Source organism: Streptomyces chryseus, assembly GCF_014650755.1.
Lineage (GTDB): Bacteria > Actinomycetota > Actinomycetes > Streptomycetales > Streptomycetaceae > Streptomyces > Streptomyces chryseus.
Genome location: NZ_BMVO01000024.1, coordinates 25382 through 51060 on the forward strand (window position 1 = coordinate 25382; position 25679 = coordinate 51060).

Annotated in this window: 23 protein-coding genes; 11 read left to right on the plus strand and 12 right to left on the minus strand. The window is 74.2% G+C overall.

Annotation, left to right across the window (positions count from 1 at the left end):
• The first annotated feature begins 236 nt into the window (after nt 1-236).
• From IE185_RS26765 to IE185_RS26775, 3 genes are read left to right on the plus strand one after another with little or no spacing between them, the layout of a single operon-like run.
• Nucleotides 237-1457 carry a lycopene cyclase family protein gene (locus tag IE185_RS26765; protein ID WP_138898636.1) on the plus strand — a complete coding sequence of 407 codons (1221 nt, stop codon included), beginning with the start codon at nt 237-239 and terminating at the stop codon, nt 1455-1457.
• Nucleotides 1454-2188: a class I SAM-dependent methyltransferase gene (locus tag IE185_RS26770; RefSeq protein ID WP_138898635.1), complete on the plus strand. Its 735-nt coding sequence runs from the start codon at nt 1454-1456 to the stop codon at nt 2186-2188. Before IE185_RS26765 ends, IE185_RS26770 begins: the two co-directional genes overlap by 4 nt.
• Nucleotides 2185-3744, plus strand: a complete 1560-nt coding sequence (locus IE185_RS26775) for an FAD-dependent oxidoreductase (protein ID WP_138898634.1) — start codon at nt 2185-2187, stop codon at nt 3742-3744. The genes IE185_RS26770 and IE185_RS26775 overlap by 4 nt, the downstream gene beginning before the upstream one ends.
• Nucleotides 3745-3754: 10 nt before the next feature.
• Here the strand turns inward: IE185_RS26775 and IE185_RS26780 are convergent, their stop codons facing one another.
• The 7 genes from IE185_RS26780 to IE185_RS26810 form a co-directional block, all read right to left on the minus strand.
• Nucleotides 3755-4768 carry a DUF5914 domain-containing protein gene (locus tag IE185_RS26780; protein ID WP_138908565.1) on the minus strand — a complete coding sequence of 338 codons (1014 nt, stop codon included), beginning with the start codon at nt 4766-4768 and terminating at the stop codon, nt 3755-3757.
• Nucleotides 4765-5799, minus strand: coding sequence for a phytoene/squalene synthase family protein (locus IE185_RS26785; protein ID WP_138899135.1), 1035 nt, complete (start codon nt 5797-5799; stop codon nt 4765-4767). Before IE185_RS26785 ends, IE185_RS26780 begins: the two co-directional genes overlap by 4 nt.
• Before the next feature lie 10 nt (nt 5800-5809).
• A complete protein-coding gene (gene crtI / locus IE185_RS26790; RefSeq protein ID WP_189716157.1) occupies nt 5810-7291 on the minus strand; it encodes a phytoene desaturase family protein in 1482 nt (493 codons plus the stop codon).
• The gene (locus IE185_RS26795) at nt 7288-8472 is read right to left on the minus strand and encodes a polyprenyl synthetase family protein (RefSeq protein ID WP_138898873.1); all 1185 of its coding nucleotides are present in this window, start codon (nt 8470-8472) and stop codon (nt 7288-7290) included. Before IE185_RS26795 ends, crtI begins: the two co-directional genes overlap by 4 nt.
• Before the next feature lie 90 nt (nt 8473-8562).
• Entirely contained in the window at nt 8563-9099 is a 537-nt protein-coding gene (locus IE185_RS26800; RefSeq protein WP_138898875.1) for a Dps family protein, read from the minus strand.
• Nucleotides 9100-9291: 192 nt separating this feature from the next.
• Nucleotides 9292-10509 (minus strand): spore photoproduct lyase family protein, encoded by a 1218-nt coding sequence (locus tag IE185_RS26805; protein ID WP_138898874.1) that lies wholly within the window; start codon nt 10507-10509, stop codon nt 9292-9294.
• Nucleotides 10510-10512: 3 nt separating this feature from the next.
• A complete protein-coding gene (locus tag IE185_RS26810) occupies nt 10513-11412 on the minus strand; it encodes an SDR family oxidoreductase (protein WP_189716159.1) in 900 nt (299 codons plus the stop codon).
• A gap of 169 nt (nt 11413-11581) precedes the next feature.
• Here IE185_RS26810 and IE185_RS26815 point away from each other — a divergent pair, with 169 nt between their 5' ends.
• Together IE185_RS26815 and IE185_RS26820 are read left to right on the plus strand one after the other, a co-directional pair.
• Nucleotides 11582-11809, plus strand: a complete 228-nt coding sequence (locus tag IE185_RS26815) for a hypervirulence associated TUDOR domain-containing protein (RefSeq protein WP_189716161.1) — start codon at nt 11582-11584, stop codon at nt 11807-11809.
• Nucleotides 11810-11942: 133 nt separating this feature from the next.
• A complete protein-coding gene (locus IE185_RS26820; RefSeq protein WP_138899427.1) occupies nt 11943-13055 on the plus strand; it encodes a PP2C family protein-serine/threonine phosphatase in 1113 nt (370 codons plus the stop codon).
• Nucleotides 13056-13619: 564 nt separating this feature from the next.
• On the opposite strand, the gene gnd is transcribed toward IE185_RS26820, so the two are convergent.
• Nucleotides 13620-15062, minus strand: a complete 1443-nt coding sequence (gene gnd, locus IE185_RS26825; protein ID WP_138896439.1) for an NADP-dependent phosphogluconate dehydrogenase — start codon at nt 15060-15062, stop codon at nt 13620-13622.
• 249 nt (nt 15063-15311) lie between these two features.
• Here gnd and IE185_RS26830 point away from each other — a divergent pair, with 249 nt between their 5' ends.
• Nucleotides 15312-16514: a transglycosylase family protein gene (locus IE185_RS26830; RefSeq protein ID WP_138896438.1), complete on the plus strand. Its 1203-nt coding sequence runs from the start codon at nt 15312-15314 to the stop codon at nt 16512-16514.
• Here the strand turns inward: IE185_RS26830 and IE185_RS26835 are convergent.
• Nucleotides 16484-17545 carry a DMT family transporter gene (locus IE185_RS26835; protein ID WP_189716163.1) on the minus strand — a complete coding sequence of 354 codons (1062 nt, stop codon included), beginning with the start codon at nt 17543-17545 and terminating at the stop codon, nt 16484-16486. The genes IE185_RS26830 and IE185_RS26835 overlap by 31 nt on opposite strands.
• A 198-nt stretch (nt 17546-17743) precedes the next feature.
• Here IE185_RS26835 and IE185_RS26840 point away from each other — a divergent pair, with 198 nt between their 5' ends.
• The 4 genes from IE185_RS26840 to IE185_RS26855 all read left to right on the plus strand — a co-directional run bounded on the left by IE185_RS26840 (nt 17744) and on the right by IE185_RS26855 (nt 22592).
• A complete protein-coding gene (locus IE185_RS26840) occupies nt 17744-18472 on the plus strand; it encodes a (2Fe-2S)-binding protein (RefSeq protein WP_138896437.1) in 729 nt (242 codons plus the stop codon).
• Nucleotides 18473-18505: 33 nt separating this feature from the next.
• Nucleotides 18506-19672, plus strand: coding sequence for a glycogen synthase (gene glgA, locus IE185_RS26845; protein WP_138896436.1), 1167 nt, complete (start codon nt 18506-18508; stop codon nt 19670-19672).
• A gap of 17 nt (nt 19673-19689) precedes the next feature.
• Nucleotides 19690-20907, plus strand: a complete 1218-nt coding sequence (gene glgC, locus IE185_RS26850) for a glucose-1-phosphate adenylyltransferase (protein WP_138896435.1) — start codon at nt 19690-19692, stop codon at nt 20905-20907.
• A gap of 191 nt (nt 20908-21098) precedes the next feature.
• Nucleotides 21099-22592 carry an SDR family NAD(P)-dependent oxidoreductase gene (locus IE185_RS26855; protein ID WP_138896434.1) on the plus strand — a complete coding sequence of 498 codons (1494 nt, stop codon included), beginning with the start codon at nt 21099-21101 and terminating at the stop codon, nt 22590-22592.
• A 42-nt stretch (nt 22593-22634) separates the two neighbouring features.
• Here the strand turns inward: IE185_RS26855 and IE185_RS26860 are convergent, their stop codons facing one another.
• On the minus strand, nt 22635-23186 hold the full coding sequence (locus tag IE185_RS26860) for an inositol oxygenase family protein (protein ID WP_138896433.1): 552 nt from the start codon (nt 23184-23186) through the stop codon (nt 22635-22637).
• Nucleotides 23187-23488: 302 nt separating this feature from the next.
• On the opposite strand from IE185_RS26860, the gene IE185_RS26865 reads away from it, so the two are divergent.
• The gene (locus IE185_RS26865; protein ID WP_138896432.1) at nt 23489-23674 is read left to right on the plus strand and encodes a hypothetical protein; all 186 of its coding nucleotides are present in this window, start codon (nt 23489-23491) and stop codon (nt 23672-23674) included.
• A gap of 67 nt (nt 23675-23741) precedes the next feature.
• Here the strand turns inward: IE185_RS26865 and IE185_RS26870 are convergent, their stop codons facing one another.
• Together IE185_RS26870 and IE185_RS26875 are read right to left on the minus strand one after the other, a co-directional pair.
• Entirely contained in the window at nt 23742-24215 is a 474-nt protein-coding gene (locus IE185_RS26870) for a hypothetical protein (RefSeq protein ID WP_138896431.1), read from the minus strand.
• Nucleotides 24216-24256: 41 nt separating this feature from the next.
• Nucleotides 24257-25678 (minus strand): lipase maturation factor family protein, encoded by a 1422-nt coding sequence (locus tag IE185_RS26875; protein ID WP_189716166.1) that lies wholly within the window; start codon nt 25676-25678, stop codon nt 24257-24259.
• Nucleotide 25679: the final 1 nt, after the last annotated feature.

The following is a 25679-nucleotide window of genomic DNA, read 5'->3' on the forward strand; positions in this document are numbered from 1 at the left end:
ACACCGCGGCAGGGGCCCGTCCACGGGCCGCGGCCCGTTCGTCCCCCTCGGCCGCATCCGCCCGGGCCCCCCGAAGGGAAGTCGGGGCACCACGCCGCGCGGGCGGTCGCGGCAGACCGCCCGCGGTGGCACGGGCGGGCAGACTCGGGAGGGAGCGGCGCACACGGGGCCGAGGAGAGGCGGGCGAAGGCGGCAGGTGCCCACACGGGCGCAGCGGTACCCGGTGAGGAGGGCGCATGAGCCAGGAGCGGGCCGTCGCCGACGTCGTGATCGTCGGCGGGGGAGCGGCGGGACTCTCGCTCGCCCACGCCCTGACGGCCCCCGGCTCCCGTCGCCGGCTGTCCGTGACGCTCGTGGAGACCCCGCGCCGGTCCCTGCGCCCGGCGGAACGCACCTGGTGCTTCTGGCAGGAGGGCCCCGGCGACTACGACGAGGCCGTGGCCGCGTCCTGGCGACGGCTGCGGGTGCGCGGCCGGGACGGCTCCGTGACCGACGGCGAACTCGGGGCGCTGCGCTATCAGATGCTCCGTTCCGGCACCTTCGAGGCGTGGGTGCGCGAACGGCTGGCCGCCCGCCCGCACGTACGCCTGGTGGAGGCGACGGCCCGGACGGTGCGCGACGTGGCCGGCGGCGCCGAAGCCCGGTGCGTGACCGAGGACGGCGACGGCCTCACCCTGAGGGGCCGGTACGTCTTCGACTCCCGCCCCGCCGGTACGCTCCCGCCGGCCCGCAGCACCCTCCTCCAGCACTTCCGGGGCTGGTTCGTCCGTACCTCGGCTCCCGCCTTCGACGAGGACGTCGTGGAGCTGATGGACTTCCGGGTGCCGCAGCCCGCCCACGGCCTCGCGTTCGGTTACGTGCTCCCGCTCGGCCCGCGCGAGGCGCTCGTCGAGTACACGCAGTTCTCCCGCAGCCCCCTGACCCGGAGCGCGTACGACGCGGCGCTGGAGCACTACACGCGCCGCGTCCTGCGTCTCGGGCCCCTCGACGTACGCTCCGTCGAGGGCGGTGTCATCCCCATGACCGACGCGCGCTTCCCCCGCCGGATCGGCCCCGCCGTCTACCGGATCGGCGCGGTGGGCGGCGCCACCCGGCCCGCCACCGGGTACACCTTCTCCGCCGTACAGCGGCAGATCAAGGCCGTCGCCGCCGCACTGCGCGACGGCGGGGAGATGGCGTTCCCGCCGCCGCACGGGCGCCGGGCGCTGGCGATGGACGCCGTCATGCTGCGGGCCCTGGACACCGGGCGGGTCAACGGCCCGGACTTCTTCACCCGGTTGTTCGCGCGCACCCCGACCGAGCGCGTACTGCGCTTCCTCGACGGACGCAGCCGGCTGTGGGAGGACGTCCTCATCGGATTCTCCACCCCGGTCGGCCCCATGCTGCGCACCGCGGCGGAACTCCCCTTCCTGCCGCGCCGACCCTTCCCCGGCACACGCGAGGAGACCCCTGGATGACACTGTTGCGGGACGCGGACCTGGCCGACGCCTTCGACCACGCCGCACGGGGGTACGACCGGCTGGTCGGCCTCAACGCCGGGTACCACGCCGACCTCAGACGGTCGGCGCGCCGGCTGCGGCTGCCCGACGGCGGCGCGGGTCTGCGCCTCCTCGACCTCGGCTGCGGTACGGGCGCCTCCACCGCGGCCCTGCTGCGCGCCGCCCCGCTGGCCCGGATCACCGCCGTCGACGCCTCGGCGGGGATGCTGGAGCGGGCCGCCGCCAAGCGCTGGCCGGACGGCGTCACGTTCGTCCACGCCCCGGCGGAGCGGCTGGCCGCCGCGGGAGTCACCGGGCCCTTCGACGCGGTCTTCGCCGGCTACCTCTTCCGCAACGTGGCCGACCCCGGCGCCGTACTCGCCGCCGTACACGGCCTGCTGCGCCCCGGTGGCCGGCTCGCGGCGCACGAGTACTCCCTCAGCGGCTCGGCGGCGCACCGGGCCGTGTGGTCCGCCGTGTGCCGGGCGGTCATCCTCCCGGCGGGCAGGTGCACCGGCGACGCGGACCTGTACCGCCATCTCCACCGCAGCGTCCTGGACTTCGACACGGCGCCCGTCTTCGCCGCACGCCTCGCCGGCGCCGGCTTCACCGGGACGCGCGTCCTGCCCGTACCCGGCTGGCAGACCGGCATCGTCCACACCTTCCTCGGCCGCCGAGGCGGCCGGATCGCGAGCGGAGACGCCGTATGAGGAGCACCGGGACCACGGGCCCGCGCCGGGGAAGGGACCGCAAGGCCCAGAGGGTGCCGGCCGCACAGGGCCGGGACCGCTTCGACGGCCCGGCGCCGCGCGCGGCGGTCGTCGGCGGCGGCATCGCGGGCCTGGCCGCCGCCACGGCGCTGGCCGAACGCGGCGTACACGTGACGCTCCACGAGCGCGAGACCGCTCTGGGCGGCCGCCTGGCCGGCTGGCCCACGGACCTGGCCGACGGTTCGCCGGCGACGATGAGCCGCGGATTCCACGCGTTCTTCCGCCAGTACTACAACCTGCGCGGGCTGCTGCGCCGGGCGGACCCGACCCTCGCCGTCCTGCGACCGCTGCCCGACTACCCCCTGCGCCACAGCGGCGGACTCACCGACAGCTTCGCCCACGTGCCCCGCACCCCGCCCTGGAGCGCGCTCGGATTCGTGGCGCTCAGCCCCACCTTCGGCTGGCGCGACCTCGCCGCGATGAACCCCCGGGCGGCCCTTCCGCTGCTCGACGTCCGGGTGCCCGAGGTGTACGAGCGCTACGACCGCGTCAGCGCCCGGGACTTCCTCGACGCCGTCAACTTCCCCGAGGCCGCCCACCACCTGGCCTTCGAGGTCTTCTCCCGCAGCTTCTTCGCCGACCCGCGCGAACTGTCGGCGGCCGAGCTGCTGCTGATGTTCCACATCTACTTCCTCGGCTCCTCCGAGGGCCTGCTGTTCGACGTACCGGCGGAGCCCTGCCCCGACGCCCTGTGGGACCCGCTGGCCCGCTACCTCGACCGGCTCGGCGTCCGCGTGCTGACCGCCGCGCCCGTCGACTGCGTCGTCCCGGCCGAGGGCACGGCGCTCGCCGTCGAGGCGGGGGGCGCCTCGGCCGCGTACGACGCCGTCGTCCTCGCCCTGGACGTGGCCGGGCTGCGGAGCCTCGTCGCCGCGTCACCGAAGCTGGGCGACGAGCTCTGGCGCGCGGACATCGCCGCCCAGCGCACCGCGCCGCCGTTCCTGGTCTCCCGGCTGTGGCTCGACCGACCCGTCCGGGCGGACCGGGCCGGCTTCCTCGGTACAAGCGGCTTCGACGGGCTCGACAACGTCAGCGTCCTGGAGCGCTGGGAGGGCGAAGCGGCCCGCTGGGCGCGGCGTACCGGCGGCAGCGTCGTCGAACTGCACGGGTACGCGGTCGACGAGCACGCCGACCGCCGGGCCGTGGAACAACGCCTGCTGCGCCGGCTCCACGGCCTCTACCCGGAGACGGCGGACGCCCGGATCGTGGACGCCCGCCACGAGTGGCGGGCGGACTGCCCGCTGTTCCCCGTCGGCGGCCACGCGTCCCGCCCGACGGTACGCACACCCCACCCCACGGTGATGACGGCCGGCGACCTGGTCCGCTGCGACCTGCCCGTGGCCCTCATGGAACGGGCGGCCACCACCGGCTTCCTCGCCGCCAACACGCTGCTGCGGCGCTGGGGCGTACGCGGCCACCCGCTGTGGACGGTTCCGCGCAAGGGGCGCTCACCGGCGCTCCGGGCCCTCGCGGCGCTCGCCGCGGGAACCGGCTGAGCCGCCGCCCTCAGCCGGGGAAGCGGCCGGTGCTGCGCAGGTGCCAGCGCCGCTCCGCGTACGCGAGGTCGTCGCGCCACAGCCGCCCAGCCGCCCACCGCATGAGCGGCCGCAGAGCGGGGGCGGCGGCCCGCGCCGCGGCGAAGCCCCGCCGGTCGGAAGCGGCCACCACGGCCTCGGTCACCGCCGTGCGCGGGGCGCCGTCCGGGCCCCGGCCCAGCGGCGTGGCGTGCGTCTCCACCACGGACGTCGCCCCCTCGCCCTCGGTGATGTGCATGACGACCGTGCGCGGCTCGGGCGCCGTGAACACGGCCCGTACGGGCACGACCAGCCGCCCGGCGACCTTGAAGGACACGTCGACGGTGAACGCGTCGTCGTCCCCCTCGCCCTCCGGCGCCTCGACGACGGTCAGGTCGACGAAGGAGTACGGGTGGAACCAGGACCCGTGCCACGGGTCGAGGCGGTTGGCCACCACGTCCTGCGGCTCACAGCGCCCCACCGCGCCGAACACCGCGTCCACAGCGCCGCCCTCCGGGCGCCTCGGTACGACGGGACGCTCCAGCGGCGGCTCCCCGCCCAGCGCGTCGAGGCGTACCCAGGCGAGCACGCCGTCGTCGTGGGCGGGCAGCGGCTCCCAGCCCGCGAACGGCCGGCCGTCCAGGGACAGGCCGTGCCAGCGGCACACGAGCGTGCCGCACACGACCCTGCCCTCCCGCAGCGGCGCCCCCAGATGCGGGCAGGCGCCCGGCCCCGCTCTCAGCTCGCCCGTGACGGTGCGCCAGGCGACGACCTCCGCGCCCCCCACGGTCCGCCCGAACGGCCGGCCGCCGCGACCGATGTCGCGGGAGGCCCCGATCACGTACCAATTGCCCGACGGGCGCGCCGCCGAGCGCTTCAGAGCCCCGGCGATCAGGGCTGGTCTCGCCTCGCGCCAGGTGGGGGTCTGCTGCTCCCACCGGGCGTGGTCCCGCCGCCGCGCCCGCAGGGGCAGCCCCCGCCGGCGCGGTCCTCGTACTCCGGTCACGTCCCCGCCCCCTTCCGCCCCGCGCCTGCCGGCCTGCCTGCCGTGGACGCCGTGCGCGACGGCTCCGGGCCGCGCTCCGGCAGCTCTCGGCGCCGTACCCGGGTACGGGCACGCGCCGTGAGGATGGCCCCGAGCCCGGCCAGCGCCACGCCGGCCCGCCGGGTGCGCGGCACCACCGAACGCCGGTGGACCACGCCGTAGCCGTCGTCCGCGATGGCGTCGAGGATCCCGCCGTACAGCGCGTACGCCGTACGGATGCACGGGCGCACCCGCGGTTCCAGCATGCCGATGCCCGGTTCCGCCTCCTGGTAGACGCTCCGGGTGAGAGCCGCGGCGGCCACGAGCGCCGCGCGGATGCGGCGGTCGGACTTCCCGGTGGCACGGCTCCACTCCAGCAGCGCCCGGTCGGCCCCGTGCGCGGCGAGCAGATCGGCCGGCAGGTAGACGCGCCCCCGGTCGAGGTCCTCACCGACGTCGCGCAGGAAGTTGGTGAGCTGGAACGCGACGCCCAGTGCGGCGGCGTGCGGCGCCGCCACCTCCCTGGGCACGACCGTCCCCAGCACGGGCAGCATCTGCAGACCGATCACGGCCGCCGAACCGTGCATGTACGCCCTCAGGTCGTCGTACGTCGCGTAGTCCGTGACCGTGAGGTCGTCCCGCATGGACGTCATGAAGTCGGCGAAGTGCTCGGGCGCGATGGCGTACGTCAGGGCCGTGTCGGCCACCGCCCGGACCACCGGCTCGGCGCTCCTGCCGGTCCGCAGCCCGGCGCGCAGTTCGCTCTCCAGCCGCGCGAGCCGCCGGTCGCGCCCCTCGGGCGAGTGCGCCGCGGCCAGGTCGTCCACGATGTCGTCGGCCCAGCGCGCGAAGCCGTACAGCGCGTGCACCGCCGGACGCCGGTGCACCGGCAGCAGGCGCGTGGCGAGGAAGTAGGTCTTGCCGTGCCGGGCGTTGAGCCGCCGGCAGTGCTGGTACGCCGCGCGCAGTCCCGGGTCGTGGATGCGCGCCGCGTCGAGTTCGCGTCGTGTCATGGCCCGCCTCTCACAGTCCGCTGATGCGGGACGCCGCCAGCTTTCCGCTGACCAGCACGGTGGGCACGCCCACGCCCGGGGTCGTTCCGCAGCCGGCCAGTACGGCGTTCTCGACGCCGGACACGAGGTTCCGGGGCCGGAACGGGCCGGTCTGCGCGAAGGTGTGGGCGGCTGAGAAGGGCGTCCCCGCCGCGTGCCCCTGCGCCGACCAGTCGGCGGGAGTGATCAGCTCCTCCTCCTCGATCGAGTCGCCGAACCCGTCGAGCCCGCGCCGCTCCAGCTCGCGCACCAGGCGGTCGCGGTAACGGGGCCCGAGCGCGCCCCACGCGGCGGCGGAAGGGCCGACCGACGTGTTCGGGCAGGGGGCGAGGACGTAGTGCAGGTGCCTGCCCTCGGGGGCGAGCAGCGGGTCGTGGGCCGTGGGGCGGGTGAGCAGCAGCGACGGGTCGCTCATCAGCCGCCCGGTCCGGGTGATCTCGTCGAACGTGCGCTCCCAGGCGTGCCCGAAGGAGATGGTGTGGTGGGCCAGCCCCGGCCAGGTGCGGCGCGTGCCCGCGTGCAGGATCACCGCCGACGGCGAGTGCCGCAGCCGCACCGGGCGGCGCGGGGCGCGGCCCAGCAGGCGGTAGACGACGGGCAGATCGGGAGTCAGGACCACCGCGTCGCAGGCCAGTTCCTCACCGTCGCCCAGGCGTACGGCGGTGACACGCCCCGCGCGCACCCGCAGGTCCGTCACCTCGCTCCCGTACCGGAACCGGGCCCCGGCGTCCCCGGCGGCGTCCGCCATCGCCACGGGCAGCGCGTGCATGCCGCCCTTCGGGAAGTAGACGCCCGCGACGGTGTCCATGTAGGCGATGACGGCATACGCGGCGAGCGCCCGGGCGGGCGGCACACCGGCGTACAGCGACTGGAAGGAGAACACCCGGCGCAGGCGCGGGTCCTTGACGAACCGGCCGATCTGCGCGTCCAGCCGGCCGAAGCCGCGCAGCGCCGCCAGCCGGGCCAGGTCGGGGTGCAGCAGCTGGAAGGGGGAGTCGAAGTTCGTGTCGATGAACCGGCGCATCTGGGCCTCGTAGAGGGACTTCAGCCACACCCGCAGCCGGCGGTACCCGGCCGCCTCCGCCGGACCCGCGAAGGCGCGGACCTCCTCGGCCATCGCGTCGCCGTCGGTGTGCACGTCGAGCCCCGAGCCGTCGGCGAACAGCGCCCGATAGGCGGGGTGCAGCTCCACGAGGTCGACCCGGGCGGCCAGCGAGTCGCCCACCGCGGCGAAGGCCTCGTCGGCCAGGTGGGGCATGGTGAGCACGGTCGGGCCGGTGTCGAGGCTGTAGCCGCCCAGGCGGGTGCGCCCGGCCCGCCCGCCCGGCTGGTCCGACCGCTCCACCACCGTCACCTCGCGGCCGCTGCCCACCAGGTGCAGCGCGGCGGCGAGGCCGGAAAGACCGGCCCCCACGACGACCACACGGTCCGTACGACCGGGAACGGTTCTCATCCGGCGCTCTCCTCGCCCGTCGGGTCCAGGCCCGCCGCCGTACGGACCAGCCTGCCGAGCGCCGCGACCGCCGCGGGCTCACCGGGCAGGCCCGCCAGGCGGCGTTCACCGGTACGGACCAGGCGGCCGATCTCCGCCTCGACGACGCGCCGGGCACCGGTGCTCTCCAGCGCCTGCCGGGCGCCGCGCACCTGGGCGTCGGTCAGGCCCGGGCCTACCGCTCTCAGCGCCGCACCGGCCGAGGCGTCGCCGGACGCGTCGGCCAGCCGCAGGGCGACGGCGCGCACGTACGTCAGCTTCCCGTCGCGCAGGTCCTCGTCGACCGGTTTGCCGGTGCGGCGCGGATCGCCGAACACGCCCAGCAGGTCGTCCCTCAGCTGGAAGGCGAGGCCCGCGCCGCGGCCCGCCGCCCGCAGCGTCCCCGTGGTGCGGCCGGTCGCTCCCGCGAGCGCGGCGCCCAGCGCGAGCGGACGCTCGACGGTGTAGAGCGCGGTCTTGAGACGGGCGATGCGCAGGGCCTCCTCCGGAGCCGAAGCACCCGTGGCGGCCGCCCGTACGTCCAGGTACTGACCGGCGACCATCTCCGTGCGCATGGCGCGCCACTCCCGGTACACGCGCCGGCCCTCGGCGCAGGACAGGGCCGTCTCGGTCACCAGGTCGTCGGCCCACGCGAGGGCGAGGTCGCCGGCCAGGACGGCTCCGGCGGTGCCGTAGGACTCCGGCGAACCGCGCATCCCGGCCAGGGCGTGCCGCCGCGCGAAGTCCTCGTGCACGGCGGCGGCGCCGCGGCGTACCGGAGAGCGGTCCATGACGTCGTCGTGGACCAGGGCGCACGTCTGGATGAGTTCGAGCGCGGCGGCGACGTTCAGCACCCGGCGTGCGTCCGCCCCACCGGCCGGACCGCCACAGGCCCGCCACCCCCACCACAGGAACTGGGCCCGCAGCCGCTTGCCGCCGCGCAGGGCGACATCGCGTACGCGCGCGGCCAGTTCGGCGGCGAACACCCCGTCCGTCCGGGCCGCCTCGGCCAGCCGTTCGTCCAGGCAGGTCCGCAGGACGTCCTCCACGGCGTCGGCGACGGCGGAGTCGACCCGCGCCACCGTCGGGAAGTCAGCGCCGGCCGGTCCTCCTGTGCCACCCGTCGTGTGCGTGTCGTCCTCCGTCGCCTCGATGCCGAGCATGCAGCCCCTTCCCGCGCGTCGCGACTCCGTCGAACACCGCCTCTTCCGCTCGAAGGGCGCGTTCGGATGCGGTGAGGCGTACGCCGGTTCTCACGGCCGGCCGCGCGCCTGTTCGGCGGCCTGCGCGGCCGCCTTGCGTTCGGTCGACGCGCCCGCGGTGCTCAGCCGCCCGCCGCCGCTCTCCAGGTGGGCCCGTACGAACCACTGGAACAGTTCGAGTCCGCGCAACTGCTCGATCAGCATGTCCTGCGTGACCGGGTCGGGCTCGTCGGTGGCCTTCATCGCCGCCCGGTGCTCCTCGATGACCGACGTGTAGACGAGATCGAGTGCGCCCAGGTGCTCGATGGCCTCGGCACGGCCGATGGAGTAGTCGTTCCACGTACGGTCGGAGACGAGCGCGCCCGGGGTGCCGTGCGGCTCTCCGCCCAGCGTCGAGATGCGTTCGGCGAGGTCGTCCGCCATCGCCCGGACCTGCTCGACCTGCGGGTCGATCATCTCGTGCACGGCGATGAAGTGCGGTCCCACGACGTTCCAGTGGATGTGCTTGAGGGTGAGGGCCAGGTCGTTGAGTGCGTGCAGACGCATCTGCAGCAGCGGGATGACCGCGCCGCTGTCCTGCGTCGTCATGCCCGGCACGGTGTAGTCGGGGTCCTTGGGGGTCACTCTCGCTCCTTGGTCGTGGCTGCCTCTCGCCAAGGCAACCACCGCCGGCGCCGTCGCGCCCGGCCACGGCGGGCGGGCGGTACGCCGTTGAGGTGACGCCCCGCACCGGACGGCCCGGCTGCGGAAGAGCCCGCAGGGGAAGGCCGCCGGGCCGCGTCAGAAGGCGTAACGGATCGTCAGCCAGGGAGCGTGGCGGTCGACGAGAGCGCGTACGGTCTCCACCCCCGCCGCCTTCACGTCGTTGCGGTACCGCACGTTCCAGCTGCCGTTCTCGGAGCGCTTCGGCTGCTGGAGGTCGGGGCGCCAGATGGCGTCCTCGGCGCGCGGGTGCCAGGCCATGTTGACCTCGTGCAGGTCCGCGTTGTGCGTCAGCATGATCACCTCGGCGGCCGCCTGCTCCTTCACCCGGGGCGGCAGGACGTCGTCCATCCGCCGGAGCAGCTCCGCCCAGGCCTCCTCCCAGCCGGGCCTGATGACGACGGGGGACAGGTTGAAGTGGACCTCGTAGCCGGCGTCGAGGAAGTCCCCGGCCGCCGCGATGCGCTCCTCCACGGGGCTGGTGCGGATGTCCAGCAGCCGGGAGTCGTCCGGAGGCATCACGGAGAACCGGACGCGCGTGCGTCCGCGCGGGTCGAGCAGCAGCAGGTCGGGGTTGACGAACTTGGTGGCGAACGACGCCTTGGCGGTGGGCCAGCGGGTGAAGGCGTCCACGAGCTCAGCGGTGTTGTCGCAGATCAGCGCGTCGACCGAACAGTCGTTGTTCTCCCCGATGTCGTAGACCCAGGCGCTCGGATCGCACTGGTTCGGCTCCCTCTTGGGGCCCTGGGCGGTGACGTGCCGGGCCAGGCGGGCGATGATCCGGTCGACGTTCGTGAAGACGGTGACCGGATTGGCGTAGCCCTTGCGCCGCGGCACATAGCAGTACGCGCACGCCATGGCGCACCCGTTGGCGGCCCCCGGCGCGATCCAGTCCGCCGAGCGGCCGTTGGGCCGTACGGTGAGTGTCTTCTTCTCGCCCAGGACCAGCACGGTGCTCTTGATCCGCACCCACCGCTCCGCGTTCCCCTGGTTGCCGTGCAGGTGGGGGATGCGCCAGTGGGAGTCGGTGAACACGACCTCAGCGTCCGGGAAGTCCGCGAGGATCCGCCGCCCCCTCGGTGAGGCCGCCGCGCCGGGTTCGGCGTGGATCTCCCGTACCGACAGCATCCGCCGCGCCCGGGGCGAGTCGCGGAAGAGCGGCCCCTGGGGCCGTCGCACCTCCCGGCCCGTCCGGATCTCCTCGATGCCGAACAGCCCGTCGGGCTCCTCGTCCGGCGCACCGGACGGCCGGGGAGTGGGCCTGTCCGCCCCGGTCCACGTCCCGTCGTCAGCCACCGCTCACACCCGCCCGCCCTCCGGCGCCCCGGGGCCGAGCACCGCCGCGCGCCCGCCGGCGCCCAGCAGCCCCGTCGCCGTCAGCCCCGCCTCCCGTTCGAGCCGCGGCAGCTCCCGCTTCGAGACCCAGGTGACCACGGGGGGCATCGCCGCGCGGACGGCCTGGGTGGCACGGAGCCATCCGGGTACGTACACGGAGGCCCGGCGCCGCTCGACGGCCCGCACCATGCGCGCCGCCACCAGGTCCGGCGGGTAGACCTTGCGCGCCGGACGCGGCATGTGCCCCCGCAGTTCGCGCAGGACGGGGTGCTGGTCGGCGTCGCGGATCATGTCGGTGTCGGTCCAGTTCAGGTACCCGATGCCGACGCCGACGCCCTCGTGCGCCAGCTCGGCGCGCAGGGCGTGGGCGAACGACTCGACGCCGGCCTTGGAGGCGCAGTACGCGCTCATCATGGGCGCCGCCCCGATGGAGGCCAGCGAGGCGATCTGGAGGTAGTGCCCGCGGGTCGCCCGCAGATCCGGCAGGAAGGCACGCGCCGTGATCGCGCTGCCGACCAGGTTGACCTCGATCACCCGGCGCCACAGCGCCGGGTCGGTCTCCGAGAAGGGGCCGCCCTCCGCCACCCCCGCGTTCGCGATCACCACCGATACGGGCCCCAGGCGGTCCCGCACCTCGGCGGCCACCCGGGCCATCCCGTCGTCGTCGGTGATGTCGACCTCCCAGCACGCGGCCCGCCCGCCCAGCGCGCCCTGTACCTCCGCCAGGGTCGATTCCTCCCGGCCGAGCAGGGCCACCGTGGCCCCCCGCCGGGTCAGTTCGAGCGCCAGCGCCGCGCCGAGGCCCCGGGCGGCGCCGGTCACGACGGCGGTGCGGCCGTGCAGAGGACGTGCGGTGCCGGTCACGTGGTCCTCCTGGCTGGGAAGGTGCCGCCGAGTCGGCGGTTGGTCCTTTCACCATAGGCAGCGGACGCGGGGACCGCCGCCGCGAGTCGCCGCGGCGGCGCGGTGCGGCGAGAGTGGAGGGGGCGCAGCCGCACCCTGCGGAGGCGGGCGGGGGAGGAGGGAACGGCCCATGGCGAAGGACAAGAAGCTCGGCAAGGACGACAAGGTCTCCTGGAGCAGCCACGGACAGACCGTGCCGGGCAAGGTCAAGAAGAAGATCACGAAGCGCACGGAGGCGGCGGGCCGGACCGTCGACGCCTCGAAGGACGCGCCCCAGTACGAGGTGGAAAGCGACAAGAGCGGCCGCAGGGCGGTCCACAAGCCGCAGTCCTTGCGCAAGCGCGGCAAGGACGCGTGACGGCCCGGGCCCAGACACCGTGACCTGAGCACCGGCACGATGTCCGACCGTCCGCCGAACCCGCCAGGCCGCCGACACGCGCGCCCAGGGGCGGTGGCGCGGGCCGTGGGCGCGCACGGTGTATGCAGGAGGGATGGGCACCGCGCGTTTCGCCGCACATGCCGGCCGGTCACGGGGAACGTACGACATACGGCTGGCCCTGCCGCTTTCCCTGATCGTGATCGTCACCGTGGTGGACATCCTGGCGCCGCCCGAGGTCCACCTCGGGCCGTTCCTGGTCGCGGCGCCGGCCCTCACGGCGTCGTTCGCCGGACCCCGTACGACGGGTCTCATCGGCGCGCTCGCCGTGCTCGCCCAAGCGGTGGTCGCCGTCGCGCGGACCAGTCTGACCGACCTGAACCACACCCTGCAGATCATCTCCCTCGTCCTCATCTCCCTCCTGGTCACCTTCCTGGCCGGTCTGCGGGAACGGCACGAACAACAGCTCACCCAGCTCCGCTCGGTGGCCCGGGCCGCGCAGGAGGTCGTACTGCGGCCCCTTCCGCACCGGATCGGCCCGCTGCGGCTCGCCGCCGTCTACCTCGCCGCCGAGGCGGAGGCGCAGATCGGCGGAGACCTGTACGCGGCGGCGCGCACGACCGGGGGCTCCCGCTTCCTCATCGGCGACGTACGGGGCAAGGGGCTGGAGGCCATCGGAGAGGCGGCCCGTCTCCTCGGCGCCTTCCGGGCCGCCGCCCACTGGCAGCCCGAGCTGCCCGAACTGACCGCCTACCTGGAGGCGGCGGTCTCCTCGGACCTGGACACGCCCGGCGACTACGCCGCCGACGGAGAGGGCGGCGAGGCGTTCACCACCGCCGCCGTCCTCGACATCCCGGACCGCTCGTCGGTCCTCAAGCTGATCAACTGCGGGCATCCCCCACCGCTGCTCCTGCACAGCGGCGGCGTCACCACGCTGGAAGTGCGCGAGCAGGCGCCGCCCCTGGGGCTCACCGCGTTCATGACGACCGGCTTCGCCGCGCAGGACTTCCCCTTCGCGCCCGGGGACATCGTCCTGCTCTACACGGACGGCGTCATCGAGACCCGGGACCGGCACGGGACGTTCTACCCCCTGGCCGAGCGGGTCGCCGCGTGGTCCGGTGAGGGACCCGAGGCCCTGCTCCGGCACCTGTGCGACGACCTGCGCCGGCATGCCGGCGGCCACCTGGGGGACGACGCGGCGCTCGTGGCGATCGAACGGGAGCGGTGACCGGGGGCCGGGCCCGGGGAACTCCCGCACGGCCGCCGCACGCGTCGGGGGAAGCGGTACGACGCCTCCGCGGCGCGGCAGTTGCGCACGCGGCGGGCGCGCCGCCACCGTGCGTCACCACGTCCGCCGCGGACGAAGCCGCCGCGCACCACGGCCGGGAGCAGCCGTCCCCGCGACGCGTTCGCCCCCGGAGGTGTGGCGCCGGCGGGCGAGGGCAGTCGCAGCGGGAGAAAGTGAGTCTTGATTTCCGTCACCCGACGGCCGAAGGCAAGGAGGCCAGCCATGACGCATCCGTACCCCGAGCCGGTGCCGCCGTCCCCGACGCCGCCCCCCGGCCCCGTCCCGGGACCGGACCCCGGGCCGCTGCCCGACCCGGGCCCCCTGCCCCACCCGGGGCCGGCGCCCGCCCCCGAGCCGCCCGCCCCCGGCCCCGGTCCGGCACCTGCCCCCGAGCCCGGGCCCGGGCCGGTTCCGCCGGGGCCGGCGCCGGACCCGATTCCGAAGCCGCCGGGGCCCGATCCCGTACCCGACCCGGAGCCGCAGCCTGGGCCGGCCGGACCCTGATCAGTCGGCGCGCACCTCCGACCGGTCACCGCCCCAGAGGGTGTGGAACGAACCCTCGCGGTCGGTGCGCCGGTAGGTGTGCGCCCCGAAGAAGTCGCGCTGCGCCTGGGTGAGGGCCGCGGGCAGCCGCTCCGCGCGCAACGCGTCGTAGTACGCCAGCGCCGCAGAGAAGCCCGGCGTCGGCACGCCGCGCAGCGCCGCGCCCGCCACCACCGCGCGCCAGTCGTCCTGCGCCGCGCCGATCTCCTCGGTGAACCCCTTGTCGGAGAGCAGGCTCACCAGCCCCGGCTCGGCGTCGTACGCCGCCCTGATCCGGTCGAGGAACGCGGCCCGGATGATGCACCCCGCGCGCCAGACGGCGGCCACGGCGCCGAGATCGATGCCCCAGTCGTACGCCTCGCCGCCCGCCCGGATCTGGTGGAAGCCCTGGGTGTACGACACGACCTTGGACGCGTACAGCGCCTGCTCCACCTGATCGGCGAAGGCGGCCGCCTCCGCCTCCCCGAGCGGCGCCGCCGCCGGGCCGGGCAGCTCCCGGGAGGCCCGGCGCAGATCCGTGTGGCCGGACAGCGCACGGGCGAAGACCGCCTCCGCGATGCCCGAGACCGGCACGCCCAGATCGAGCGCGATCTGGACCGTCCACCGGCCCGTGCCCTTCTGCTCCGCCTCGTCGGCGACGACGTCGACGAACGGCTCGTCGGTGGCGTCGTCGATGTGGGACAGCACCTCGGCGGTGATCTCGATCAGGTACGAGTCCAGCCGGCCGGTGTTCCACGAACGGAACGTCCGCGAGATCTGCTCCGGGCTGTACCCCGCGACGGTGCGCAGCAGGTGGTACGCCTCCGCGATCAGCTGCATGTCGGCGTACTCGATGCCGTTGTGCACCATCTTGACGAAGTGGCCGGCGCCGTCCGGACCGATGTGGGTGACGCAGGGAGTGCCGTCCTTCGCCTTCGCGGCGATCCTCTCCAGCAACGGGCCCAGTGACGCGTACGACTCGGCCGACCCGCCCGGCATGATGCTCGGACCGTGCAGCGCGCCCTCCTCGCCGCCGGAGATGCCCGTGCCGACGAAGTGGATGCCGAGCTCCCGCAGCTCCTTCTCCCTTCGCCTGGTGTCCTCGAAGTGCGCGTTGCCGCCGTCGATGACGACGTCGCCGGGCTCCAGCAGCGGCGCGAACTCCCGGATCACCGCGTCCGTCGGCTCGCCGGCCTTCACCATGAGGATCAGGCGGCGCGGCCGTTCCAGGGCGGCCACGAAGTCCTCGGCGCTCTCGGCCGGCACGAAGGCGCCCTCGTCACCGAACTCCTCGACGAGGGCGCGCGTCCTGGCGGCGGTGCGGTTGTGCACCGCGACCGTGAGGCCGTTGCGGGCGAAGTTGCGGGCGAGGTTGCTGCCCATTACCGCCAGCCCCGTTACACCGATCTGGGCCTTGTCACTCATGCGTGAGCTCCTGGGGTGTCCGTGTCTGCGTCCGTGGGGATACGTACCGAGGGATCCGGCTGTTCATCGATCTTCGTGCCGCGCGGCGGCTTCCGCACTCCGGACCGGCCCGTCCGGCCGTCCGGCTGCTCAATATGCCCCTGGCAGGGGTGAGTTCGGCGTACAAGCCCTTGTCTCGGAGCGTACGGTGGCCCTACTTTTGCCGATTGCGACGTGTCCGACGCGTGACGTGAGTGGGGGGAACCGAGCATGGCCGCATCCGGTCGACACCGCCGGTACCAGCCGAGCCGAATCAACCGTGCATCGCTCACGGTCACGGCCTCGGGCGCCGGGATAGCACTGCCCCTGGTCGCGCCCGGAGCCGCCGACGCCGCTTCGGTGGACGTGTGGGAGAAGGTCGCGGCCTGCGAGTCGACGAACAACTGGCAGATCAACACGGGCAACGGCTACTACGGCGGCCTCCAGTTCAAGCAGTCCACCTGGCAGGCGTACGGCGGCACGGCCTACGCCCCGCGCGCCGACCTGGCGACCAAGGACGAGCAGATCTCCGTGGCCGAGAAGGTCCTCAAGGGCCAGGGGCCGACGGCGTGGCCGCTGTGCTCCGTACGGGCCGGCCTGACCCGGGGCGGCGACGTGCCGGACATCAGCACCGGGCCGAAGGCCGCCCCCGTGAAGGCGACGCAGCCCAGGAAGGCGCCGGCCCCCACCACGCACGGCGAGACCCGTACGCCGAAGCCGAAGGACGAGGCGAAGCGCGACGGGGCGAAGAAGGGCGGGGCCAAGGGCAAGACGTACACCGTCGCCGGCGGTGACACCCTGTCCACCATCGCGGACGCCGAGGACGTCAGGGGCGGCTGGCAGCGCCTGTACGCCGCCAACCGCGAGGTCGTCGGCACGGACCCCGACCTCATCCTCCCGGGACAGAGGCTGACGCTGGACGGCGCGCACAGATCCGCGCCCGGCAAGAAGGCGGGGCAGCGGGCCGGCCGGGGGAGCGAGGCCGAGCGGGTCACGGCTCCGAGGCCGCCGAAGAAGGAGAGCAGGTCCACGGGCCTCTCCGCCCCGGTGGACGCCGGCCCCAGTACGCCGTACCGGGCGGCCGGTTCCTCCTGGGCCAGGGGCTACCACACCGGGGTCGACTTCCCGGTGCCCACCGGCACCGCGGTGAAGTCCGTCGCCCCCGGCCGGGTCGTGTCGGCCGGCTGGGGCGGGGCGTACGGCTACCAGGTCGTCGTCCGGCACGCCGACGGAAAGTACAGCCAGTACGCGCACCTGTCCGCGCTCACCGTCCGCGAGGGCCAGAGCGTCGGCGCGGGCCAGCGCATCGGGCGTTCCGGCTCCACCGGCAACAGCACGGGCCCGCACCTCCACTTCGAGGTGCGCACCGGGCCCGGCTACGGCTCCGACATCGACCCGCTGGCCTACCTCAGGGCGGGCGGCGTCGCCGTCTGAGTCCGGGACGGCGGCCTCGCGGGACGAGTACGCGGCCGCGGCCCGGGCGCCGCGACCGCCGCCGGCTCCGTCCGCGCCGGGGGTCCAGACGACACCGGCGGTACGGGCGGGACCGCCGGGCCGGGTGACACCAGCGGTCCGGGCGACGCCGGCGTCTGTGCCGGTACGCCCCGCGTTCGCTGCTGCTCGGCGTGTGCCCCCAGCCGCTCCGTCGTCAGCAGGATGAGCCCGCCGGCCGCCACCACACCGCTGCCGAGCGCCAGCACCGTGCCGGTCACGCCGTACCTGAAGTGCTCGCCGAACAGGGTGATGCCCACGGCGGCCGCGACCACCGGGTTCGCCACGGTGACCGTCGCCAGCGGGGCGGCCAGGCCGGCGCCCCGGTAGGCCGCCTGCGAGAGCATCATTCCCGTGGCCGCGAGCCCCGCCACGGCCAGCAGACTCGGCAGCTGCCCCGTCGGTCCGCCGGGACCGCCCGCCGCCGTCCAGTCGACCGCCACCGTCTTGGTGAACACCGAGGCGATGCCGAACGCGCCGCCCGCCGCCGTCGCCAGCAGGACGCTGCGTACGACCGCGCGGTGCACCCGCCGCGCCACGAGGAACAGCGCCGCCACCCCGCCGGCGGTCACCAGCGCCACCGCGAGCCGCTCACCGCCGGCCAGGGACCGCGCGTCCGCCGTGCCGGTGAGCGACAACAGGCCCACGAGCCCGGCGGACGCCATGATCGCCCCGCGCCAGGCGGCGGCGCCCGCCCCGCGCCGTACGAACACGGCCGCCATCGGCAGCGCGAAGACGATCGTCAGCGCTCCCAGCGGCTGCACCAGGGACAGCGGCCCGTACGTGAGAGCCCCGACGTGCAGCAGCGCGCCGAACCCGTTGAGCGCCACGGCGGCCCACCACGCGCCGTGGCGCAGCGGGGCGTACGGGCGGGCCGGGGTCGTGGCCGCCACGCGCTCCTGGACGATGGCACCGGCCGCGTAGGCGACAGCGGAGACCAGCGCCAGCAGCACGGACAGCGCGAGAGCACTCATGTGCTCCACGATCTCTCCTCGAAGCGTTCGCGTCGTCGTCCTTGAGCACGCATTCGGACGTACTGCCGACGTAGTACGGGGGTACGACCAAGGTCCTCCTCCCGGTGATCGTCTCCCCTCCCCGGGGCGGAGGACAGCGGGCCCTTTCCCTGCCACGGCGGCGTGTGACACTGGCCCCGGCGAAAGGGTGGGGGAGACATGGACCTGGCGGAAGTGGCGGCGGTGGGCGGGTTCTTCGCGCTGAGAACCGGGACGCCCGACCGGGGCGCCCACGTGCCGCTCGCGCGGATCTACGCCGGGGAAACGGCCCCGCTGACGTTCCGCGTCGACAAGGTCGCCGCCCGGCTCGCGGCCCCCGAGCGCAGAGTCGCCGCCTCCGTCGCGCACCTGGGGCTCGCCGCCCGGCTGTGGTCGCTCGCCCTGGGCCCTGCCGCGCTGTACGGGGCGTTCCCCGACCTCCCACCGGGCGGTCTGCGGTGGGACGCCGACCTGACGTCGCCGCACGACCTGTGGCTCACGGCGCCGCCCCGCCCGCTGCCCGCCACCGCCGAGCGCGTCCGCGAAGTGGTCCAGTACGGCCACCTCGCCCCTCTCGCCGACGCGTTCCGCCGGGACGGCCGGATCTCGCGCGCGCTGCTGCGGGGCAACGCGGGCTCGGCGCTGGCCGGCTCGGCCCGCGAGCTGCATGCCTGGGGCCGCGCGAACGGGCGGCCCGAGGTGGGGGAGCGGGCCCTCGCCCTGGCCGCCGAGCTCTTCCGCTACCCTGACCTGCGCGCCACCGGCGCGCTGGACGGGGCGTCGTTCCGCCGCCGCAGCTGCTGCCTCTACTACCGGTGCCCGTCCGGTGGCCTGTGCGGCGACTGCGTGTTCGAGCGCCCTCCGGTGCGCTCCGTGCGGCGGTCTTCCGCACAGCCCGTATCTGAGTGACCATCAAGGGAAGGCGACGACGGGGGGACCGCGGTGAAGGTGGGACTGCTCACCCGTGAGTATCCGCCGGACGTGTACGGCGGAGCCGGCGTCCATGTCGAGTTCCTGGCCCGCGAGTTACGCGCCCTCGCCCAGGTCGAGGTGCACTGCTGGGGCGTTCGTGAAGCCCTGGGCGCGGTCCACGGCCACCGCCCCGACGACGCCCTCGGGCACGCCAACGAAGCCCTGCGCGCCTTCTCCGTGGACCTGAGGATGGCCGCCGCGCTCGACGGGTGCGACCTGGTCCACTCCCACACCTGGTACACCGGCCTCGCGGGCCACTTCGCGAAGCTGCTGCACGGCGTCCCGCACGTGATGACCGCGCACTCGCTGGAGCCCCTGCGCCCCTGGAAGGCCGAGCAGCTCGGCGGCGGCTACACCCTGTCGAGCTGGGCCGAGCGCACCGCGATCGAGTCCGCCGACGCCGTCGTCGCCGTCTCGCACGGCATGCGCGCCGACATCCTGAGCAGCTACCCGGCCCTCGACCCCGGCCGGGTGCGCGTGGTGCACAACGGCATCGACACCTCGCTCTACCGGCCCGACCCCGCCACCGACGTGCTGGAGCGCGTGGGCATCGACCCCAAGCACCCGTACGCCCTCTTCGTCGGCCGGATCACCCGCCAGAAGGGCGTCCCCCACCTGTTGCGGGCCGCCCGCGCGCTCGACCCGGGCACCCGGCTCGTCCTGTGCGCCGGCGCCCCCGACACCCCGGAGATCGAGCGGGAGTTCCGCGACCTCGTCGACGAGCTGCGCCGCACCCGCCGGGGTGTGCACTGGATAGAACGGATGCTGCCGCGCCCGGACGTCGTCCAGCTCCTCACCCACGCCGCCGTGTTCGTGTGCCCGTCGGTGTACGAGCCGCTCGGCATCGTGAACCTGGAGGCGATGGCGTGCGGTACGCCCGTCGTCGCCTCGGCGGTCGGCGGCATCCCCGAGGTGGTCGAGGACGGCGGCACCGGGCTGCTGGTTCCGTACGACGAGTCGCACCCCGCCGCCTTCGAAGCGGGCCTGGCCGCGGCCGTCGACCGGCTGACCGGGGACCGGGACACGGCGGCGCGGATGGGCGCGGCGGGCCGCGAACGGGCGGTGCGGGAGTTCGGCTGGGACGCCGTGGCGCGCCGTACGGCCGTCGTGTACGAGGAGATTCTCAAGTCCAAGTAGCGAGCAGGGGGCGGCAGATGCGCGGTGGACCTTCGGTGCTCGGGATCGTACTGGCAGGCGGGGAGGGCAAGCGGCTGATGCCGCTGACCGCCGACCGGGCCAAACCGGCGGTGACGTTCGGCGGCACGTACCGGCTCGTCGACTTCGTCCTGTCGAACCTCGTGAACGGCGACATCCTGCGCAACTGCGTGCTGACGCAGTACAAGTCGCACTCGCTCGACCGCCATGTGACCACCACCTGGCGGATGTCCAGCCTGCTGGGGAACTACGTCACCCCGGTGCCCGCCCAGCAGCGGCTCGGGCCGCGCTGGTACCTGGGGAGCGCCGACGCGATCCTCCAGTCGCTCAACCTCGTGCACGACGAACAGCCCGACTACATCGCCGTGTTCGGCGCCGACCACGTCTACCGCATGGACCCCCGGCAGATGCTCCGGCGCCACATCGAGAGCGGCGCGGGCGTCACGGTCGCCGGCATCCGGGTGCCGCGCACCCAGGCGTCGTCCTTCGGGGTCATCACGCCCGCCGCCGACGGGACCAGGATCGAGCGGTTCCTGGAGAAGCCCGCCGACCCGCCGGGCCTGCCGGGCGACCCACGCCGCGTCTTCGCCTCCATGGGCAACTACATGTTCACCGCCAAGGTGCTCGTCGACGCCCTGCACCGGGACGCCGAGGACGAGAACTCGGTGCACGACATGGGCGGCTCGATCCTGCCCATGCTCACCGAGCGCGGCGTGGCGCAGGTCTACGACTTCGACGACAACCACGTGCCGGGGGAGTCCCCGCGCGAGCACGGCTACTGGCGCGACGTCGGCACCCTCGACACGTACTACGACGCGCACATGGACCTCATCTCCGACCAGCCGCAGTTCAGCCTGCACAACCGGCGCTGGCCCGTCTACACGCACCCCGGCCAGCTGCCCCCGGCCCGTTTCGTCTCCGGGGGCATCGCGGGCGAGTCGATCGTCAGTGCGGGCTGCTGCATCGGCGGCCAGGTCACGCGCTCGGTGCTCTCGCCGGGTGTGATGGTGGAGGAGGGCGCCGTGGTGCAGGGGTCCGTCCTGCACGACAACGTCCGCATCGGCCGGGGAGCGGTCGTCAGGGGCTCGATCCTCGACAAGAACGTCGACGTACCGCCCGGAGCGACGATCGGGGTGAACCCGGAGCGCGACGAGCAGCTCTACACCGTCTCGAAGAACGGCGTCATCGCGCTCGGCAAGGGCCAGGTGGTGTCCTGACGCGTGGCCACGGCTGACCGGTGCCGTGCGCGACCGGGCCCGTCCGTGAGCGGCGCGTGTGAGATAGGTCGCTGCGGGCCCTTCCCGGGGGTGAGGGGTTTGGCTCCGGGCCCCCTGCTTACGTAAAGTTCGGATTTTGGTACTTCACAAGCGGCACATGCGGCACGAGCGACACGAGGACAGCAGCGGCGATGACGGTGACAGAGGACAGTCCGGCGGCGTACGACGACATCCCGGACGGCCAGGACACCCAGGCGTTCGGCCCCGGCATCGACCCGGACCGCATGGCCGTCTGCCTGAGCGTGCTCGACGAGCTCGACAAGCTGGACGTCGACCACCCCGACGCCATCGCGGTACGCCGCGCCACCGCCGGCATCTACCGGACCGTGAAGCAGCGCCGCCGCCAGGAGCGCCGCGCCGCGAAGACCGCCCACGACCGGGCCGTCACGCACGCCACGGCGACCGGCTCCGCCGACCGCATCGACGACGAGACGCAGGGCGTGCTCCCCTCCTCCACGGCCACCGCCGAGATCGCGGGCATCCTCCAGCGGCCCAGGTCCTGCTACATCTGCAAGACCCGGTACGTCGAGGTCGACGCCTTCTACCACCAGCTGTGCCAGAAGTGCGCCGCCGAGAACCGCGCCCGCCGCGACGCCCGCACCGACCTGACCGGCCGCCGCGCGCTGCTCACCGGCGGCCGCGCCAAGATCGGCATGTACATCGCGCTGCGGCTGCTGCGCGACGGCGCGCACACCACCATCACCACGCGCTTCCCGAACGACGCGATCCGCCGCTTCAAGGCCATGCCGGACAGCGAGGAGTGGATCCACCGCCTCAAGATCGTCGGCATCGACCTGCGCGACCCGGCCCAGGTCGTCGCGCTCGCCGACTCGGTCGCGGCCGAGGGCCCGCTCGACATCCTGATCAACAACGCCGCGCAGACCGTACGCCGCTCCCCGCGCGCGTACAGCGAGCTGATCGCCGCCGAGTCCGCCCCGCTGCCCGCCGGCGAGCTCCCGGCCGCCGAGGTCATCGGCGCCTTCGGCTCCGGCGCCCAGCTCTCCCTGCCCACGGCTCGCCCCGAGGGCCTCACCGCCCAGCAGGTCACCGACCTGGCGCTGGTCACGGGCTCGACGTCGCTCGCCAGGATCGAGGCCGGTACGGCGATCGACGCGGGCGGGCTCGTACCCGACCTCGACGACACGAACAGCTGGATCCAGACAGTTTCCGAGGTCGACCCGGTCGAGCTGCTCGAAGTGCAGCTGTGCAACTCGACGGCGCCGTTCATCTTGATCAGCCGGCTGCGCCCGGCGATGGCCGCGGCCGCCGCTCAGCGCAAGTACGTCGTGAACGTCTCGGCGATGGAAGGCGTCTTCAGCCGCGGCTACAAGGGCGCGGGGCACCCGCACACCAACATGGCCAAGGCCGCGCTGAACATGCTCACCCGTACCAGCGCCCAGGAGATGCTGGAGTCCGACGGCATCCTGATGACGGCCGTGGACACCGGCTGGATCACCGACGAGCGCCCGCACCCGGACAAGATGCGGCTGGCCGAGGAGGGTTTCCACGCCCCGCTCGACCTGATCGACGGCGCTGCCCGCGTCTACGACCCGATCGTGCGCGGCGAGGACGGCGAGGACCTCTTCGGCGTCTTCCTCAAGGACTACGCCCCCGCCAACTGGTAGGAGACGGGCGCCAGTCCGGTGTGCGACGGCCCGGGCGGGGCGTCACCCACCGGACCTGTGGGCCGCGGCGACGAGCTCCAGGACCGGCTGCCAGTCCTCCATGACTCCGGCGTCGAGGCCGACGACCTTCCCCGCGTCGTCGGCCTCGCGCAGCGTCACCGCCGCCTCCGCCAGCGGATCGCGCGCGAACTCCGCGGCCTCGCCGGGTGTCATCGCCCCGCCCTGGCGCCCCAGGGTCAGCTCGCTCTGCGGGGACAGCGGGCGTCCCGGCGCGATCGTCGCCAGGTAGCGCTTCGCGGGCACGTGCAGCTGTACGAGCCGGGCGACCCGCGCGCCGAGCACCGGGCGCACCGCGTCGGCCGCCCGGTCCGCGTGCCCCGCGTCGTCGCCGGGCCGCAGCAGGTGCCCCAGATCATGGACGAGCCCCGCCACCTGCAGTTCTTTGTCGATGGGGTGTGAGCGACGCAACACCTGCGCGGTCTGCAGCGCGTGGTCGTGCAGGTCCACCAAATCGCCGTCGCGATCGGGGGCGTCCCACGCGCCCCGGCAGGCATGCAGCAGGGACATCAGTTCCTCGACGCTGCGCGGCTGCACGCCGTTCCCCTTTCGAGAAGCCCGGTCCTGTCGCCCCGAGGAGATCAGCGCGTACCGGACTCGGGCTGAACGGGACACGAAGGACAGCAGGCCGAAAGGTGACGTAAACCATCGAGCGGAACCGTGCTCATATGGGTACTCTGTTGCTCACGGACCGCCTCACCAAGGCCACTCCCGTCTGAGTAACCGGCGCCACCGCGACCGTAAAGCCCCCATATTCCTGACCCATCGGGCGCCCGGTCGCCGCCGGCCCAGGCCACGGCGACACGTCCGACGGGTTACGCGACACAGAGGAGTGCGCGGTGACGCCAGAGATGACAAAGCAGGACAAGCGATCGCACGATCGTGGTGAACGGGCCGGTCAGGCCCGTCGCCGCAGGCCCGACGAACTGGGCAGCCTGGAAGTGTGGTCCCGTTCCGCCCCGATCAGGCTGGCGGGGTACGAGGAGGACCTGGCGGAGCCGCACATCCTGCCGGGCATCGACTGAGCGAACCGAGTGCGACGGGCGTCCCCCCGCCGGGCCTCAACAGGCCGGCGGGGGGACGCCGACGTCGTCACCGTGCGCGGCCGGCCGCCGGGGGCTCGACTTCCAGGAACCGCCGCCGTCGTGGGCCCCGGTAGAGCAGGGCCGTCCAGCCGAGGCGGCCGAGCTCGTCCGCGCACCGGGTCAGTGCCTCCTGCTCCTCGTGCGCGGCGCCGCCGCCCGGCGGGCCGAGCCACTGGACCCGGGCCGTGCCGGGGCGCTCGCCCGCTTCCACCCGGTAGCCCGTCGCGGTCCGCGCGCCGTCGGCGTCCACCGCGGAGGCGGGGATCCCGGCGGCCTCCAGCACCAGGGCCACGGACCGCACCACCTGCTTGACCTCCCACGCCGCGGGTACGGCCTGCGGATCCTCGGCCCGCGTGTTCGTCAGGCGCCTGATCTGCATCAGCCCCTCGAACGCCACCCGCACCTCGGCGTCCCGCCGCCCTTCGGGCGCCCCGGGCGCCGGCCCGTCACCGGTGGCCGCCTCGAACGCTCCCGCCGTCATCGCCCCGCCTCCCCGCGTTCCGGATGGAACGCCCGATTCTGTCAGGGCGGTCCTCCGGGGGCGAGAGCCGTCGGCGGCCGGAACTCACGGACGAACGTGCGGTGCCACCAGGCGCCGGTCGCCCGCAGTTCGCGCCAGGTGGTGAAGCGGTAGCGGTAGACACGGGCCCTGACATGGGTGGGCGGGGCATCGGGGAACGGATTGCCGCGCAGCAGTCGCAGCGTCGCCGGGTCTGCCGTCAGCAGACGTTCCAGGAACGGGTCGAACCAGGCGTACGCGTACGCGGGGGAGAGCGCCGCGAACCACATCATCCAGTCGAGGCGCAGGTGGTACGGGGCGAACTGGCGCGGCAGCCGGCGCGGATCTCCCGGCTTCCCCTTGAACTCGTACGCCCGCCACACCGTGCCCCGGTGCACCACGGCTTCGTCCGTGCCCTCCACGACGATCTCCTGGCGGACCCGGCTGATGCTGCCGAAGGCGCCGTACGCGTTGACCAGGTGCAGGGGGTCGTACGAGCGGTTCATCGCCTGCCGGCGCGACAACAGGTTGCGCGCGGGCCGGTAGCTGAGCGCGAGCAGCAGCGCGGTGACGGCGAGGACGACCACTTCGTACCAGAGCGGGGAGGCGGGCAGGGCGGGGGCGGTGACCCACGGGGAGAAGTCGACGGCCGAGAGCGCCAGGACGATCGTCAGCCAGTTCAGCCACGCGAAGTTGCCGGAGAGCACCAGCCACAGCTGGGTCACGATCATCAGGCCGGCGGCGGCGGTCGCGACCGGCTGCGGCGTGAAGAGGAGCACGGGGACGAGCAGTTGCGTCACATGGTTGGCCGCGGCCTCCACCCGGTGCAGCGGCTTCGGAAGGTGGTGGAAGAACCAGCTCAGCGGGCCCGGCATCGGCTGGGTCTCGTGGTGGAAGTCCAGGCAGGTGAGCTCGCGCCAGCAGCGGTCTCCGCGCAGCTTGATGAGCCCGGCGCCGAACTCCACCCGGAACAGCACCCACCGCAGCAGCCAGAGCACCAGCACGGGCGGGGCGGTGCGCTCGTTGCCGAGGAGGACCGCGAGGAAACCGGCCTCCAGGAGCAGGGACTCCCAGCCGAACGCGTACCAGGTCTGCCCGACATTGACGATGGACAGGTACAGGGCCCAGAGGGCCGCCCACATCAGCATGGCGGTCCACAGCGGCAACCGGTCGGCGGCGCCCGCGACCAGCGCCGCCGCGAGCAGGACGCCCGCCCACGCGCACGCGGCGAAGAAGCGGTCGCTGTAGTGGAGCCGGAAGAGGGTGGGCGACCGGCGCCACGGCACCCGCCGCAGGTGTTCCGGCACCGGCAGGATGCCCCGGGAGCCGATGAGCGCCCGGAACTGGAGGGCCGCCGCGAGGAACGCGACCAGGTACACAGCGGCCAGGGCCCGCTGGAAAACCAGCCGGCCCAGCCAGTAGTCGGGCTCGGTGAACCATTCCATC